This is a genomic window from Nonomuraea soli (genome assembly GCF_013761175.1).
In the GTDB taxonomy this organism is placed as follows: Bacteria; Actinomycetota; Actinomycetes; order Streptosporangiales; family Streptosporangiaceae; genus Nonomuraea; species Nonomuraea soli.
This window is the reverse complement of the sequence record NZ_JACDUR010000002.1, coordinates 123,880-139,272: the sequence shown is the minus strand read 5'-3', so window position 1 is coordinate 139,272 and position 15,393 is coordinate 123,880. Positions and strand designations below refer to the sequence as shown.

Genomic DNA, 15,393 nt, shown 5'->3' with positions numbered 1-15,393 from the left:
ACCTTTCTCAACTATGAGAAAGGAATGGATCGAGCAAGAGGTGGTCCTGGACGCCGGGCCGCTCGCCGTGCCAGGAACGCTCACATTGCCGTCCTCGGGCCCGGCCGGGGCCGGAGCCGTGCTGCTCAGCGGCGGCGGGCCGTTCGACCGCGACGCCACCGTCGGGCCGAACAAGCCGCTCAGGGACCTGGCCTGGGGGCTGGCCTCGCGTGGCGTCGCCGTACTGCGTTTCGACAAGGCGACCCACCTCGACATCACCCTGATGACCTCGCCGGGCTTCACCATGACCGAGGAGTACGTGCCGCACGCCGTGGCCGCGCTCGACCTCCTGCAGGAGCACGCCCGCCGGGTCTTCGTGGTGGGGCACAGCATGGGCGGGAAGATCGCGCCGCGGGTGGCCGCCGCGCGTCCGGGCGTCGCCGGCCTGGTGACCCTGGCGGCCGACGCGCAGCCCATGCACCGGGCGGCGGTGCGGGTGCTGTCCCACCTGGCCTCGCTCGGCGACGATCCCGCCGTCAAGGAGCTGGCCGAGACCGTCGCCCGGCAGGCCGCCGTCGTCGACGACCCGGGCCTGTCGGCAGCCACGCCCGCCGGGGACCTGCCGCTCGGGCTGCCGGGCTCGTACTGGCTCGACGTGCGCGACTACGATCCGGTGGCCGCAGCGTCCGCGCTGGAGCTGCCGATGTTCATCCTGCAGGGCGGGCGCGACTACCAGGTGACCGTCGCCGACGACCTGTCGTTGTGGAGAGCGGGGCTCGGGCATCGGCCCGACGTCACGATCCGCGTGTACGAGGCCGACGACCATCTGTTCTTTCCCGGAGAGGGACCCTCCACGCCGGAGAGTTATCTCGCGGCCCAACATGTCGATCCCGTTGTCGTCGAGGACATCGCCGAGTGGCTGCGGGAAAACATTTAGGCGAATACAGAACGCTACTCGGTCGTTAAAATGCGCGATAAAGCACTATAAATCCGTCAATTGCCTTACCCGACACCACCCGAAATGCGGGTAAGGATGTCACGGATCGCACGAACGACGTCGCCGGCGCCGCGCCAGGGCAGCGACGCGTGACCGGCCCCGGCAACCGGCCGGTTCTCGCCGCGGGGGACGGAGGCGGCGAACGCGTCGTAGAGCCGTCGCTTGGCGTCGATCTCGGCGAGCATGAGCGCCTCGGACTCCCCCGCCGACACGGCGCGCTTGAAGTCGTCGACGCCGGTCGCGGTCAGCACGATGAGCGGCAGGTCGGGCAGCGGGCCCGCCTTGCCGACCTCGTCGTAGTACCCCTTGACGGCCTTGACCGCGCGGAAGCCGTCCGATAGCCACTCGCGGCCGAGATGTGCCTCGACGAGAGGCTCGCGCACGTCGGGGGGCCAGCCGGCCATCATGCGGCCGAACAGGTCGCGGTAGAAGCCGATGATCTCGGCGGGCAGTTCGTCCGGCAGTTCCATGGCCTCGGGGTCGAAGGAGGCGCGCAGGTCCTGGAGCTCCTGCGGCATGGAGGTGTCGTAGTCCTCGTGGGCGGGATCCATGAGGACCAGCCCCGCCACCTCGCCGGGGAAGCGGATCGCGTAGAGGCGCGCGAACAGCGCGCCCAGCGAGTGGCCGACCAGCACGTACGGCCCGGGGACGCCCGCGACCCGCAGCAGCTCGCGCAGTTCGTCGACGGTCTCACCGGCCTCGGGCAGCCGCCCGGCGGAGCGATCGCTCCAGCCGGTGCCGGAGCGGTCGTAGACGACGGCGGTGGTCAGCTCGGCGACCCGTTGCTGCAGCCCCCAGTAGTCGAGCCCGGCCGCGCCCGCCCCCGCCAGGAACACCACGGACGGAGCCCCTGCGCCCGCGCTCCGCATGTACAGGCGGCGTCCGTTCACTTCGTGATCCATGACCATCCCACCGTTTCCATTCTTGGAAACGGTACCAGATATGGGAATATCAGGGAATGGACCTGCTGGAACTGCTCCTGCACCCCGTTCGCATGCGCATCGTGCACGCCATGTCCGCCGGCCGGACGCGAACCACCACCGAGTTGTGCGCGAGCCTGCCCGACGTGCCCAAGACGAGCCTGTACCGCCAGGTCGCCCTGCTGGCCGAGGGCGGGGTACTGGAGGTCGACGGCGAGCAGCGGGTGCACGGCGCGGTCGAGCGGCGCTACCGGCTCAACCGCGACCGCGCCTCGATCGGCCAGGAGGCGGCGGCCTCGATGTCGCTCGACGACCACCGGCGCACCTTCGCGCTGGCGATGACCGCCCTGATCGCGGACTTCAACGCCTACCTCGACCAGGAGGGCGCCGACCCGGCCGCCGACTCGGTCGGCTACCGGCAGCTCGCGTTGTGGCTCGACCCGGAGGAGCTCGCCGGGCTGCTGGCGACGGTGATCCCGGCGGTGCTCGCCCACGCCCGCAACGGTCCGGGCGAAGGGCGGCGGCTCTACCAGCTCAGCCCGATCATCTTCCCCCTGCGGCGCGAGTAGCGGCGCTCAGCCGAGCGCGTCCACCTTGCGCAGCAGCAGCGTGCGCTCGCGGTCGTTGCCGCACATCCCGGCCGCCCGCTCCAGCTCCTGCCTGGCCTCGGCGGTACGGCCCAGCCGGGCCAGCAGCTCGCCCCGCACGCTCGGCAGCAGATGCGAGCCCGACAGGCGCCCGCCCGCCGCCAGCGCCTCCACCATCTCCAGCGCGGGCAGCGGCCCCTCGGCCATCGCGACCGCCACCGCCCGGTTGAGCTCGACGACCGGCGAGGGCGCCACCCTGCCGAGCGCCTCGTACAGCAGCACGATGCGTTCCCAGTCGGTCCGCTTCACCGATTCCGCTCTGGCGTGGCAGGCGGCGATCGACGCCTGCAGGCCGTACGGGCCCAGACCCCGGCCGAGCGCGGCGGCGCGGCCGAGCGCGGCCTCGCCGCGGCGGATCGCCGAGCGGTCCCACAACCGCCGGTCCTGATCCTCCAGCAGGACGGCCTCGCCGTCGGGACCGGTGCGGGCCGGGAAACGGGCCGCGGTGAGCTCGAACAGGGCCAGCAGCCCGTGCGCCTCCGGCTCGGCGGGCAGCAGCGCGGTCAGCATCCTGGCCAGCCTGACCGCCTCGTAGGCGAGGTCGTGGCGCACGAGATGCTCGCCGGCCGTGGCCGTCGAACCCTCGGTGAAGATCACGTAGAGCACGCTCAGGACGCCGCCGAGCCGTTCCTTGCGGTCGGAGGCCGGGGCAGCTCGAACGGGACGCCCGCCGCGGCGATCGTCTTCTTGCCGCGGGTGCTGCGCGCCCGGATCGTCGGGACCGGCACCAGGAAGGCCGCGCGATCTCCTTGCCGGTGGTCAGGGGCCGTGCGTCCGACCCTCTCACCCCCAGGTCGAAGAGGTCAGCGGCGGATCGACATCGCGCGCGAGAGATTTTCCCGGCCGGGTGGGACCGGCGACGACGCCCCCTTGGCCAGCAGCCGCGGCTGCCCGCCGCCGTCGGCCGCGACCGCCCAGACATCGCCTGCTCTGCCGTACATGACCGTGTTCCCGTCGAGCCAGGCCGCCTGGTCGTCGACCTCGGCGGTCTCGGCGAGCGGGGTCTCGCGCATGGTGGCCAGGTCGAGCAGGTGCAGCCGCCACGCGCCGCTGGACATGCGCTTCTTGAACGCCAGCCTGGTGCCGTCGGGAGCGAGCGACGGGCACTCCACGTTCTGCCGCAACGTCCTGGCCCGCCAGGCGGTGTAGTCGCCCTCGACGAGGTAGGTGCGGCCCTTGGTGGAGACGGTGGCGTAGAAGCGGTTGTCGTCGGCGGCGAAGCTGACGCCCCAGTAGTTGACGTCGACGGAGTAGTGGCGTTTCCCGTCGATGAAGAGCGGGATCTCCTCCATGTTGGTGACGAGGTAGCCGGTCCTGGTGTCGAGGATGCCGGTCCAGGTGGAGAACCCGCCGCTGTTGTAGGAGTCCCCGGTGACGAAGACCGTCCAGGAGACCATGCGGCCGCTGGCCGACACGCGGGCCCTGCTGGGGATGCCCGCGATCCGCACGCGCCGTACCTCGCGCATCTCCGCGTCGAGGATGAGCGCGTAGGTCTTCGGCACCGCTCCCGGCTCGACGACGAGGCAGACCGCCGTGCCCGCCGCCTGGTAGAAGCGGTCGCAGCGCCGGTCGGTGCCGGTGATCATGCCGGAGGCGGTGTCCCTGACCCGGATGGCGTCGACCTCGCGCGGCGCCGGGGCCGAGCGCCACCACGCGTAGCCGGTCACGCCCAGGCCGAGCAGGAGTGCGGTCAGGCTGACGATCAGCAGACGTTTCATCCCAGCACCGTCCAGAGTGCGCCGAACAGGATCGAGGAGAGCATGCGGGCCACCGCCTGGCCGGTCTGGAGCCACGCCAGGCCGCTGGTGCGCGTGGCGTCCGGCAGGAGGGGGCCGGCCGCCGCCATCAGGACACCGTCGGTGGCGGCGTAGAACAGGCCGAGCAGCACCAGGATCACCAGTGCGTGAGCCTGCCACGCGAGCAGGCCGTAGAGGGCCAGCAGGAGTCCGTGGCCGGCCAGGAAGACCGGCATCCTGCCGTACCGGTCGGCCAGCCGTCCGACCGGGACGGCCGTGAGCAGGTAGACCAGGGCGGTGCCCAGGGGCAGGAGCGGGAAGAACTCGGGCGCCACCCGGTCCTGCAGCAGCAGGTAGATGAACGCGTCGCTGAGGGTCAGCAGGCCGAGCAGGCAGGCCAGCAGCAGGATGCGGCGGAAGCGCGGGTCGGCGGGCAGTCGCAGGCCCGGCCGCCGCTCCGACGGTGTCATCGACGGCGTCATCGACGGTGCGGAGGGCGCCACCCCCGAAGGCGCCGCCCCCACCAGCGTCAGCGGCGCCGGGGTGCGGTGGTCGCGCACGTAGAGCACGAGCAGCACCACGCCCAGCAGCCCGAGCGCGAAGCTCGCCACGAAGACCAGGTCGTAGGCGCCGCCCAGGGCCAGCAGGCCGAACGCGGCCAGCGGGCCGAGGAAGGCGCCGATGGTGTCCATCGCCCGGTGCACGCCGAACGCCTGTCCCTGACGCCCCGGCTCGGCGCTGAGCGAGATCAGCGCGTCACGCGGCGCCGTGCGCAGGCCCTTGCCGGCCCGGTCGACCGCCACCGCCGCGCCCAGGGCGGGCACCGAGGCGCCCGCCGCGAGCAGCCCGAGCCGGGACAGCGCCGACAGGCCGTAGCCGATCCCGGCCACGAGCTTGCGCCGCTGCCACCGGTCGGCGGCATACCCCGCGCCCAGCCGTACCAGCGCCGTGACGCCGAAGTAGAGCCCGTCCACCAGCCCGTAGGCCAGCGGGCTGAGCCCCACCACCAGCACCAGGTAGTACGGCAGGATCGCGGTGATCATCTCGGAGGAGATGTCGGTGACCAGGCTGACCGCTCCCAGCGCGGCCACGTTTCCGGGGACGGCCAGGAGCAGTCTGAGCCTGCTCAGCTGCGGTGTCGCAACGTACATCAGTGGCAGGCGTAGGTCGGGCCGGAGTCCTTGACCGAACCGTCCAGGCCGATGAGCTGGGTCTGGAAGGAGTCGGGGCCCAGGTTCAGCTTGACCACGCCGTAGGTGTCGGTCAGGCGCTTGAGGCTGTTGGGCTGGACGTTCTCGATGGCGTACGGCGAGGCTCCGCCGGTGCCGCCGATGATGGACACGATGCCCTGGGTGTCGGAGCCGCCGTTGGCGTTCTGCGGGCCGAACCGCTCGTAGTGGTGGTCGTGCCCGCCGAGCACCAGGTCGGCGCGGGCGTCGTAGAGGGCCTGGAAGGTGGCCCTGGCGACCGGCTGGTTGCCGTGCTCGCCCGAGCTGTACAGCGGGTGGTGCCAGTAGGCGGCGACGCACTTCTTGGTGTTGGCGGCCAGGTCGGCCTTGAGCCAGTTGAGCTGCGTGGAGCCGAAGTCGTTGGAGTCGAGCGCCACGAAGTGCCAGTTGCCGTGGTCGTAGCTGTAGTACGGCTTGCCGTTGGGGTAGGCGATCGACCCGAAGTAGGCCTTGTATCCGGCCAGCGAGCCCGCGGGGTCGTAGGTCTCGTGGTTGCCGGGGCTCGGGCGGGTCTTGCTCTTGAACGCGCCCCACGACTTGTCGTAGTAGTTGCGGAAGTCCGAGATCAGGGCGTCGTCGTACTGGTTGTCGCCCATGGTGATGACGAATTCGGGGTTCATCGCCTGCACGAGGGCGGCGGTCTTGGGGTGGATGCAGGAGCTGGAGCTGGCGGTGCACTGCTGGGCGATGTCGCCCGCCGCGGCGACGACGAAGCTGGTGCCGCCTCCGCCGGTGTCGGGGGTGACGTCCAGGCGGTCGATGTTGGGGCCGCCGTCGGTGCCGGTGGCGGTGGCCCGGACGGTGTTGGCGCCCGCGTTGAGGGTGACGGTGGCGGCCTGGGTGGTCCAGGTGGTCCACGCGCCGGTCGGCGGGAAGGTCAGGGAGGCGGCGTTCGCGCCGTTGACCGTGACCGCGACGGGCCGGTTGCCGGTGGCGGAGTTGTTGGCGTAGCGGAAGTCGAGGCGGTGGGGTCCCGCGGCGGCCGCGGTGACGCTCCACTCGATGTAGCCGCCGGTCGTGTTGACGTAGTCGACGAAGCCGGTGCCGGTGTACCCGGCGTGCTTGGTGTCGACGAACGCCTGGGACAGGGTGGCGTTCTCGGCCTGGTAGCCGGGTGCGGGGCCGGTGCCGCCCTCGCCGTACACCTGCATCTCGTAGAGGGAGTAGCCGTAGGAGGTGCCGCGCTGCGTGCCGTACATGCGGACGTAGCGTGCGGTGCCGGTGACGGCCGCCTCGTCCACGCCGCCGTCGCCGGTGCTGGTGGAGTAGGCGTCGGTCCAGGTGGAGCCGTCGGCGGAGAGCTGGATCCTGTACGTCTTGCCGTAGGCGGCCTCCCACGTGAGCTTGACCCGGCTGAGCTGCCGGCTCGCGCCGAGGTCGACCTGGAGCCACTGCGGGTCGCTGCCTTCGAGCGAGGCCCAGCGGGTCGTGGTGGTGTCGCCGTCGAAGGCGAGGGAGGCGGGGAAGGTGGCGTCCTCGACGGAGGAGGCCGTGGCCGGCTTGCCCTGCGAGAGCAGGGTCTCGGCGGCGGCCGCGGAGGCGGTGCCGCCGTTGAGGAGGGGGACGAGCAGAACGAGGGGTAAGAGCAGTCGTCTCATGAAGGATTCCCGGAAGTCAGGCAGGGGGACTTCAGGGCCGGGGCAGCTGAGACAGCTGAGCACGTCACGTCCCCGTGGGACGCCGCGCCAAGCCCTTCACTCCGCGATCCTGCAAGCACGCCGTGGCGTTGTCAAGAAAGTTAGGAAACATTCCTAACCTGAGGAGAGTTGGGCCTTGTGTGCCGATTCCCCACCCCATACTCTCCGCTGAGAGTTAGGAATCTTTCTTAACTAACCTGGAGAGTCCGTGAAAGTCTTCCTCGCCGTCGCTCTGGCGTTACCGATGCTGGTGAGCGCCACAACGGCCGACCCTCTGATCTCGCGCGGCAAGCCCGCGTCAGCCTCCTCCATCGAGGCCGCCGGCTTCGAGGCGGGCAAGGCGGTGGACGGCAGCACCTCGACCCGCTGGGCCTCGCTGGAGGGCAGCGACCCGCAGTGGCTGCGCGTCGACCTCGGCTCGTCGCACACCATCAGCCGGGTGCGCCTCAACTGGGAGGCCGCCTACGGCAAGACCTACAAGATCCAGACGTCCAACGACGGCGGCACCTGGTCCGACGTCTACTCCACCAGCGCGGGCGACGGCGGCGTCGACGACCTCACGCTCGCAGGCACCGGCCGCTACGTCCGCGTGCACGGCACGCAGCGCGGCACGCCGTACGGCTACTCCCTGTGGGAGTTCGACGTGTACGGCACGCCCGCGGGCGGCTCCGACACCACGCCCCCCAGCACCCCCGCCGACCTGCGCAGCACCGGCACCACGTCGTCCACGGTGAGCCTGGCCTGGAGCGCGTCGACCGACAACGTCGGCGTCACCGGCTACGACGTCTACCGCGGCGGCACCCAGGTGGCCAGCGTCACCGGCACCACCCACACCGACACCGGACTCACCGCCTCGACGTCCTACAGCTACACCGTCAGAGCCAGGGACGCCGCGGGCAACACCTCCAGCGCCGGCAGTTCCGTCACCGCCACCACGCAGCCCACCGGCAGCGGGCCCGCCGTGCCCTTCGGCAGCCACAGCCGGCCCTACGCCTCCGGCATGCTGCGGCCCTCGGGCAGCCAGGCGTCCCTGGACGCCCAGGTCATCGACTACTACAAGCGCTGGAAGGCCGCCTTCGTCCGCCAGAACTGCGGCAACGGCTGGTACCAGGTCATCTCCCCCGACGCCGACCACCCCTACGTGGCCGAGGCCCAGGGCTACGGCATGGTGATCACGGCGACGATGGCCGGGGCCGACCCGGACGCCAAGAAGATCTTCGACGGCCTGGTCAAGTGGAAGATCGACCACCCCTCCTCGATCAACCCCGACCTGCTGGCCGCCGAGCAGAACACCTCCTGCGTCAGCGTCAACGGCACCGACGCCGCCACCGACGGCGACATGGACGTCGCCTACGGCCTGCTCCTGGCCGACCAGCAGTGGGGCAGCTCCGGCACCTACAACTACAAGCAGCTGGCGATCAGGCACATCAACGCCATCAAGAAGGACGAGATCAACCCCTCCACGAACCTGCTGAAGCTGGGCGACTGGAGCAGCTCGGGCGGCGAGCACTACTACATCAGCCGCACCTCCGACTGGATGGCCGACCACTTCCGTGCCTTCCGCAAGGCCACCGGCGACGCCGCCTGGGACACCATCCGCAACAAGCACCAGAGCGTGCTCACCTCGCTGCAGTCCGGCTACGCCTCCGGCACCGGGCTGCTGCCCGACTTCGTGGTCAACACCAACACCAGCCCCAGGCCGGCCCCCGGCGAGGTGCTGGAGTCGGCCAACGACGGCCAGTACTACTGGAACGCCTGCCGTACCCCCTGGCGGATCGGCGACGACGCGGTCACCAGCGGCGACTCCCAGTCGCTCGCCGCGGCCCGCAAGCTCAACACCTGGATCAGGAGCAAGACGGGCGGCGACCCGAACAAGATCGCCATCGGTTACAAGCTGAACGGCACGCAGATCTCCAGCGGCAGCTCGGCGGCCTACTTCGCGCCGTTCGCCGTCGCGGCGATGACCGACACCGGCAGCCAGGCCTGGCTCGACGCGCTCTGGAACAAGATGGTCAGCACCGGCATCGACTCCAGCAGCTACTTCGCGGCCAGCATCCAGCTCCAGGTCATGATCACCGTCACCCACAACCACTGGGTGCCCTGACCTGTCCGCTGCCGTGGCAGGTGCGCGCGGTCGAACCGGTTCGACCGCGCGCACCACGGCTCAGAAGGCGCCCGTGCTGGTGCCTCCCGATCCGGTCGCCGGGGTGGTGACCGTGTTGTTGCCTCCCGGCTCCCACGCGTCGGCCGTGTCGGGGAAGTTCGCCTCCTGCCGCTTGACGCACTTCCACTCGACGGTGGTGTTCGGCGGCAGCTTGGAGATCGTCCCCGTCCACGTCGGGTAGGAGGTCGGCGACAGCTTCACCGCGCTGGCCACCGACCAGGCGCCGAGCTGGGGCACGTTGCCCACCGCGTACACCGACTGCCCGCTGGTGGTGGTGCCGTTGGAGCAGGAGAAGGTGACCGAGACCGGCGCCTGGCCGAGGGTGAAGGCGAAGGTCTTGGCCGAGGTGACCGCCGTCGAGGCCGACTTGGCGACGATCAGGTTGCCGCCCGCGTTGTACCAGCCGCTGGAGGCGGCGTCGAAGGCCGCCTTGGTGGCGTGCTGGGTCAGGGCCGAGCCGTTGAGCGTGACGGCCGACGCCTGGGTGTCGGCGACGAGCTCGACGACGTTCTGCCGCGAGGACGGCGCCCCGGTGTAGGTGCCGCTGGAGGCGGCGACGGTGACCGTGGCGGTCGAGCCGCTGAGCTGCTGGCTCAGCTGCGTGGTCCGTACGGCGCCGCCCTGGTAGGCGGTGCTGGCGCCGTCGTCCTCGTAGAGGGTGAAGCTGCTGGTGCCTCCGGCGTACACCCGCGCGACGAGCTCGTTACGGGTGGTGGCGTCGGTGCGCTTGCCCATGACGTTCATCGTCTTGTCGTCGACGAACATCTTGGGCAGGATCGCCCCGGCCCGCGCGAAGGCGGGCAGACGGAAGGCGCCGTTGACCCACAGCGGCCGGTCGGTGAACCACTGGCCGGTGCTGGTGAGCTTCTCCCCCGTGGCGTAGTCGTACCAGGTGCCGGCGGGCAGGTAGACGTCGCGTTTGCGCTCGCCCGCCCCGGCCACGACGCCCACGAGCAGGTCCTTGCCGATGAGCTTCTGGTGGCCCATCTCCCGCACGTTCGCGTCGTTCTGGTAGTAGTACGCCAGCGGCGGCACCACCGGCTCGCCCGTGGCGTACGCCCGGTGGGCGAGCGAGTAGTAGTACGGCGTCAGCTCGTAGCGTTGCCGCAGGCTGGCCAGGTTGCTGGCGGTGTGGCCGATCTGGTCGGGCGAGGTCTGCGCGCAGTTGCACAGGTTCTCGGTGTGCGGCCTGATCGGCACCTCGAACCAGGCGCCGTTGGCGAACCACTGGGTGTAGAGCTCGTTGAGGTCGGAGTCGAGCATCTCGCGGCGGAAGCCGCCGATGTCGGAGCCGTAGTAGTCGATGCCCGACATCGACATGTGCATCTGCGCGTTCTGCTGCTGGGCCAGGGCGGTCAGCTTGGAGCCGATGTCGGCCGACCACATCGCCACGCCGTGCCGCTGCATGCCGCCCGCGCCCGAGCGGGCCAGCATGAAGGGGCGTTTGGTGCCGGAGGTGTAGCCGCGGGCGATGCTCTGGGCCCACTTGAGGTTGTAGACGTTGTGGTAGTCGGCGTGGGCGTGCTTGCCGGGCAGTACCCCCGCGGTCCAGTCGGCCGCGTCGTACATCTCCGGCTCGCCCAGGTCGAGCCAGTGGCCGAGCACGCCCTGGTTGATGAGCGGCTGGCGCTTGGTGGTGTGCCAGTAGTCGCCCGCCGCGTCCTGCGTCCAGTCGATCATGCCGCCGCGCCCCCACCAGTCGTTGGTGGTCAGGTAGGTGGGCGCGCACGAGGAGCATCCGGCGCGGACCAGGTAGCCGCGGGTGGCCATGTCGGCGTGCTCGGCGTTGTTCTTGCCGATGTACGACTCCTCGATGGTCATCAGCCCGAGGCCCTCGGTGGACGCCAGGGAGGAGATCTTGGTGGCCGGGTTGGGGAAGTTCGCGGTGTCCCACGCCAGCGTGCCCATCCGCGTGTTGTCGGATCCGGCCGTGACGCCGCCGAACCACTGCAGGTCGAGCACGAAACCGTCGACGGGGAACTTCGCGGTGCGCAGCGTGGCCAGCCGGTTGTCGATCTCGGTCCAGTTGTCGTAGCCGAACTCCGACACCCACATGCCGAAGGCCTTCTTCGGCGGCACCGGCGGCCTGCCGGTCAGCTCCATGTAGTCCTTGCGCAGGTCGGGCAGGTCGGCCCCGGTCATCGTGTACCAGCGCACCTGGTCGCCCCAGGTGTCGACGGTCCACGGGTCGCCGGTGAGGTTCCACTCCTGCTTGTAGACCTGGTCGAGGAAGAAGCCGTAGTTGAGGTTGGAGGCGCCGACCGCGAACAGCACCGGGATCTGGGCGTTGCCGACCGGCCCGTTGTCGGTGTCGTAGGCCATGGCGTTGCCGTAGGCGCCGCCGGGTGTGCGGGTGCGGCCCACCCAGTCGCCGTCGGCGCTGCCGCCCATGAAGAACTGCTCGCCCAGGCCGTAGGCGTTCTGGATCGAGCCCTTCGTGATCGACAGGCCCTTCCACGCGGCCGACAGGTTGCGCGGGCAGGCCTCGTACAGCAGCCGGGTGGGGTCGGAGACCTTGACGCAGAGCGTGCCGGCCGTGACCTCGACCTTCATCGAGGCCGTGGTGAGGATGTTGCCGCTCTGGTTGAAGCTGGTGGGTCCTGTGTAGGTGGTCTTGGCCACCTGCGGTGTGGTGAACAGCGGCGACGAGGTGCCGGGGCTGGTGCCGTTGGCCAGTTCGAAGTGCACCAGGTCGTCGTCGAGGAACTCCACGATCAGGTAGGTCGAGCCGCTGGTGAACTGGACCCGCTGCACGGCCGCCTGCGCGGGCTGGGCAACGAGCAGCGGCAGCAGCAGGGCTGCCAGCAGGAGCAGGGTGCGTCTCATGGGCGTGCCACCACCAGGTGGTCGAGGTTGACGCCGCCGCTGCCGTACAGGATCTTGATCGATCTGGCGCCGGCGGTCAGGGTCGCCGGGATCGAGGCGGTGGCCCAGGTGTCCCAGTTGCCCGTCGACGGCATCGAGAGGGTGCCGACGCTGACGCCGTCGACCTGGACGGTCGCCGTGGCGGTGGTGGCGACGCCGTTGGAGTAGCGGAACTTCAGCGAGTGGCTGCCCGCGGCGTCGGCCTTGACGCCGAAGGTGAGCGCGTCGCCGGAGGCGCTGAAGCCGTCGGCGAAGCCGGTGCCGGTGTAGCCGGGGTGGTTGGTGTTGGTCGTGGTGCCGGTGCCGGTGGCGAACTCGGCCTCGTAGCCGGCCTTGTCGACGCCGTTGAGGGTGACGGTCCTGCTGGAGGCGGAGGAGGCCAGCTTGACGTGGGTGAGCTGCTGGACCGGGTCCCACCACCAGCCTTCGGCGGCCGCCTTCAGCGCGGCCAGGCTGGCACGGGCGGTGGCGCCGGTGACGCTGCTGGGCTGGGTGGAGGCGACCTGCAGGGTGCTGGTCGTGGTCAGGGCCGGTACGGTCACCGTCGCGGTGTGCGCGGCCCAGTTCTCGGCCGAGCTGATGGTGCGGTTCACCGCGGCGGCGTCGTCGAAGTAGGAGTAGGACGTCGAGCCGGCCGGGTAGATGCGGAAGACGAGGTTGGTGTAGCTCGTCACGCTGTTGCCGATCGTGCCGCCGAGCTGGTAGTCGGCGTTGAGGTTGAGCGGGATGATCGCTCCCGGCCTGGCGTAGACGGGGATGCTGTCGAGACCGGCGTAGTAGGACTTGGTGACCGGTCCTGTGACACGCCCGCCGTTCCACAGGTCGTACCACTCGCCCGCGGGCACGTAGACGTTCTTGGTCGTGGCGCCCTGGGTGGTGATGGGGGCGACCAGGAGCTGCGAGCCGAACATGTACTGCTGGTCCAGCGGCGCGGCGGTCGAGTCGCCGGGGAAGGCGAAGCTCATCGCCCGCATCATCGGCACGCCCGTCGCCGAGCCGGCCTTGGCCTCGGTGTAGAGGTAGGGGATGAGGTTCATGCGCACGTTGGCGAACTTGCGGAAGGTCGGGATCACGGTGGTGTCACCGGTGCGTGCCTGCACGTTCCACGGCGTGCGTGCCTCGGAGACCGCGGGGTTGGCCTTCTCGGAGTGGTACTGCATGATCGGCGAGAAGGTGGCCTGGGAGGTCGAGCGCAGGAAGAGCTCGGCGCTGGGGAAGGTGCCGGTGAACCCGGCCAGGTCCCACGCGGTGTACGGCACGCCGGACTGCCCGGCGCTGAGCTGGGCGCGCACGGCCTCCTGGAAGGCGGAGAAGCTGGAGTTCTGGTCGCCTGCCCAGAAGATGGAGTACTGCTGCGCCCCGGAGGTCCCGGCCCTGCTGAAGATCGTGTTCTGGGCGTTCTTGCCCTTGACGTAGGTGTTGTAGGCGCTGGTGTAGCTGTTGGGGTAGGCGTTGTGCATCTCGTCGCCCTTGCGCCCGTCGGCGAAGGTGACGTTGCGGCCGAAGATGGCCTCGCTGCCGTCGGTCTTGAAGCCGTCGACGCCGATGTCGAAGAGGTAGTCGCGCTTGCTCATCCACCAGTTGGTGGCGGCGGTGCCGGTGAAGTCGGGCACCAGCGAGTCGCCGAACCACTGCCCGGTGGGGATGCGGTAGTTGGGCACGACGTAGTTCTGCGCCTGGGCGTAGGCCTTGTCGTTGAGGTGCTGCTGCGGCGGGGTGGAGGGGTTGGTGTCGAAGTTCTCCTTCAGCACCGGGATCTGCCAGAGAATCACCTTGATGCCCTGGTTGTGGGCGTTGGTGATCATCTGCTGGGGGTTCGTCCAGGCCGTTCCCGCGGGGAAGGTCAGATCGGAGTAGGCGAGTTTCCCGCTGCCCGGTTTGGCGGTGTAGGTCGCGCCGTGCCAGACGTAGAAGGTGGCCTCGTCGCTCCACTGCTCCAGCACGAGCGCGGTGTGCGGGATGTTGTGCGTGGTGACGTTGCCGAGTTCGGTGGCGACCTCGGCCTGCGTGTTCCACTCGTTGGCCGACATCCACACGCCGAAGGCCCACTTGGGCGGCAGTTGCGGTCGGCCGCTGACGGCGGTGTAGTCGTCGACGATCTCGGCCGGGGAACCGGCGAAGAAGTGGTAGTCGAGCGTGGAGTTGAGCGCGCCGCCCGTGTCGACGGTGAACCCGGCCAGGTCGCTCAGGTGGGTGCCGAGGTTGAAGATCGCGTAGCGGGTGCTGGGCAGGTAGACGCCGTAGCCCGCGGAGTTCAGGAAGAACGGCACGCTCAGGTAGGTGCGGCGGGTCGCGCCCTGGTCGCGGTACTGGTTGTAGACGTAGTTGTGCACGTCGGTGCCGCGCTGGTCGAGCCGGTCGTAGCGTTCGCCGAAGCCCTCGAAGCGCTCGCCCGCCGGTGACAGCAGGTGGTCCTCGATCTTGGTGATCGTGGTGGCGCCGTCGCTGGCCCAGCCGATGTTGCGGAAGACCGCCGGATCGTACTGGCGGGTGATCAGCGTGGTGCCGTCGCCCTTGTAGACCGACAGCCGGTACGGCGTCTTCTGGATCTTCAGCACCAGCGAGCTCGTGGACAGGGTCAGCGTGCTCGCCGAGTTGGTCACCGTGTAGCCGCTCACGCCCGAGATGTTCAGGCCGCTGCCGCTGGGGGCGATCTGGGTACGGAACCGGTCGAGCGCCGGGAAGGCGAAGCGGATCTTCGGCGTGAAGCTGCCCGCGCTGTCGCCGGTGGTGACGTCCACCGAGGTGCCGTTGTTGGTGTAGCCGGTCACGTTGGTGACCGTGCTCCACGACGTGACGGTGAAGGAGAACGGGCCGGTGCTGCGCTGCCCGCCGCCGTTGACGTCGGCGTTGACCGTGTAGGAGATCTGGTCACCCCGGGCGAAGGTGCCCAGGGTGAGCTTCCAGTAGGTGTTGTTGCCGTTGTTGTAGTCGAAGGCGGCGCCGATCGGGGTCTGGGCGACGCCGTTCCTGGTCCACGTCACCCACACCGTCTGACCCGGCTCGATCGGCCACGTCGTGGCCTTGATCTGGACCGATTCCCCGGCCATCGGGTCGCGCGGCGCGCGCTCGGTGGCCTCGGTGGAGTAGAGCTCGTCGATGCCGGTGGGGTTGTGGAAGACGCCGTCCAGCGCGTAGGCCGGGGCGTGGATGAGGGAGGCGAGCAGGACGATGATCGCGACGACGGCGCCGGACCGTAACCGTTTCACGTTGGGGGTG

At 69.9% G+C, this 15,393-nt stretch carries 9 protein-coding genes and 1 pseudogene; 3 read left to right on the top strand and 7 right to left on the bottom strand.

Features of this window, described 5'->3' with window-relative positions:
- The first annotated feature begins 13 nt into the window (after window positions 1–13).
- Window positions 14–916: an alpha/beta hydrolase family protein gene (locus tag HNR30_RS07995; protein ID WP_246377925.1), complete on the top strand. Its 903-nt coding sequence runs from the start codon at window positions 14–16 to the stop codon at window positions 914–916.
- A 65-nt stretch (window positions 917–981) separates the two neighbouring features.
- Here HNR30_RS07995 and HNR30_RS07990 read toward each other — a convergent pair whose 3' ends face one another.
- Window positions 982–1,878 carry an alpha/beta fold hydrolase gene (locus HNR30_RS07990; RefSeq protein WP_181609108.1) on the bottom strand — a complete coding sequence of 299 codons (897 nt, stop codon included), beginning with the start codon at window positions 1,876–1,878 and terminating at the stop codon, window positions 982–984.
- A gap of 56 nt (window positions 1,879–1,934) precedes the next feature.
- Between HNR30_RS07990 and HNR30_RS07985 the strand changes: the two genes are divergently transcribed.
- A complete protein-coding gene (locus HNR30_RS07985) occupies window positions 1,935–2,465 on the top strand; it encodes a helix-turn-helix domain-containing protein (RefSeq protein ID WP_181609107.1) in 531 nt (176 codons plus the stop codon).
- Between the two features lie 6 nt (window positions 2,466–2,471).
- Here the strand turns inward: HNR30_RS07985 and HNR30_RS07980 are convergent.
- From HNR30_RS07980 to HNR30_RS47470, 4 genes and pseudogenes are all read right to left on the bottom strand, one after another.
- Window positions 2,472–3,280, bottom strand: a pseudogene (locus HNR30_RS07980) (RNA polymerase sigma factor); the annotation flags it as partial.
- Window positions 3,281–3,346: 66 nt separating this feature from the next.
- On the bottom strand, window positions 3,347–4,261 hold the full coding sequence (locus tag HNR30_RS07975; protein ID WP_181609106.1) for a TolB family protein: 915 nt from the start codon (window positions 4,259–4,261) through the stop codon (window positions 3,347–3,349).
- A complete protein-coding gene (locus HNR30_RS07970; RefSeq protein WP_181609105.1) occupies window positions 4,258–5,430 on the bottom strand; it encodes an MFS transporter in 1,173 nt (390 codons plus the stop codon). Before HNR30_RS07970 ends, HNR30_RS07975 begins: the two co-directional genes overlap by 4 nt.
- Window positions 5,430–7,106 (bottom strand): discoidin domain-containing protein, encoded by a 1,677-nt coding sequence (locus tag HNR30_RS47470; protein WP_181609104.1) that lies wholly within the window; start codon window positions 7,104–7,106, stop codon window positions 5,430–5,432. Before HNR30_RS47470 ends, HNR30_RS07970 begins: the two co-directional genes overlap by 1 nt.
- A 247-nt stretch (window positions 7,107–7,353) precedes the next feature.
- On the opposite strand from HNR30_RS47470, the gene HNR30_RS47465 reads away from it, so the two are divergent.
- Window positions 7,354–9,249 carry a glycosyl hydrolase family 8 gene (locus HNR30_RS47465; RefSeq protein ID WP_312894284.1) on the top strand — a complete coding sequence of 632 codons (1,896 nt, stop codon included), beginning with the start codon at window positions 7,354–7,356 and terminating at the stop codon, window positions 9,247–9,249.
- A 60-nt stretch (window positions 9,250–9,309) separates the two neighbouring features.
- On the opposite strand, the gene HNR30_RS07950 is transcribed toward HNR30_RS47465, so the two are convergent.
- Together HNR30_RS07950 and HNR30_RS07945 are read right to left on the bottom strand one after the other, a co-directional pair.
- On the bottom strand, window positions 9,310–12,135 hold the full coding sequence (locus HNR30_RS07950; RefSeq protein WP_181609103.1) for a TIM-barrel domain-containing protein: 2,826 nt from the start codon (window positions 12,133–12,135) through the stop codon (window positions 9,310–9,312).
- A complete protein-coding gene (locus tag HNR30_RS07945) occupies window positions 12,132–15,383 on the bottom strand; it encodes a TIM-barrel domain-containing protein (protein WP_181609102.1) in 3,252 nt (1,083 codons plus the stop codon). The genes HNR30_RS07950 and HNR30_RS07945 overlap by 4 nt, the downstream gene beginning before the upstream one ends.
- Window positions 15,384–15,393: the final 10 nt, after the last annotated feature.

Excerpts from the sequence above, each read along its gene's own strand:
- HNR30_RS47470 (WP_181609104.1), bottom strand. The coding sequence starts at position 7,106 with ATGAGACGACTGCTCTTACCCCTCGTTCTGCTCGTCCCCCTCCTCAAC.
- HNR30_RS07975 (WP_181609106.1), bottom strand. The coding sequence starts at position 4,261 with ATGAAACGTCTGCTGATCGTCAGCCTGACCGCACTCCTGCTCGGCCTG.
- HNR30_RS07985 (WP_181609107.1), top strand. The coding sequence starts at position 1,935 with ATGGACCTGCTGGAACTGCTCCTGCACCCCGTTCGCATGCGCATCGTG.
- HNR30_RS07995 (WP_246377925.1), top strand. The coding sequence starts at position 14 with ATGAGAAAGGAATGGATCGAGCAAGAGGTGGTCCTGGACGCCGGGCCG.
- HNR30_RS07990 (WP_181609108.1), bottom strand. The coding sequence starts at position 1,878 with ATGGATCACGAAGTGAACGGACGCCGCCTGTACATGCGGAGCGCGGGC.
- HNR30_RS07950 (WP_181609103.1), bottom strand. The coding sequence starts at position 12,135 with ATGAGACGCACCCTGCTCCTGCTGGCAGCCCTGCTGCTGCCGCTGCTC.
- HNR30_RS07970 (WP_181609105.1), bottom strand. The coding sequence starts at position 5,430 with ATGTACGTTGCGACACCGCAGCTGAGCAGGCTCAGACTGCTCCTGGCC.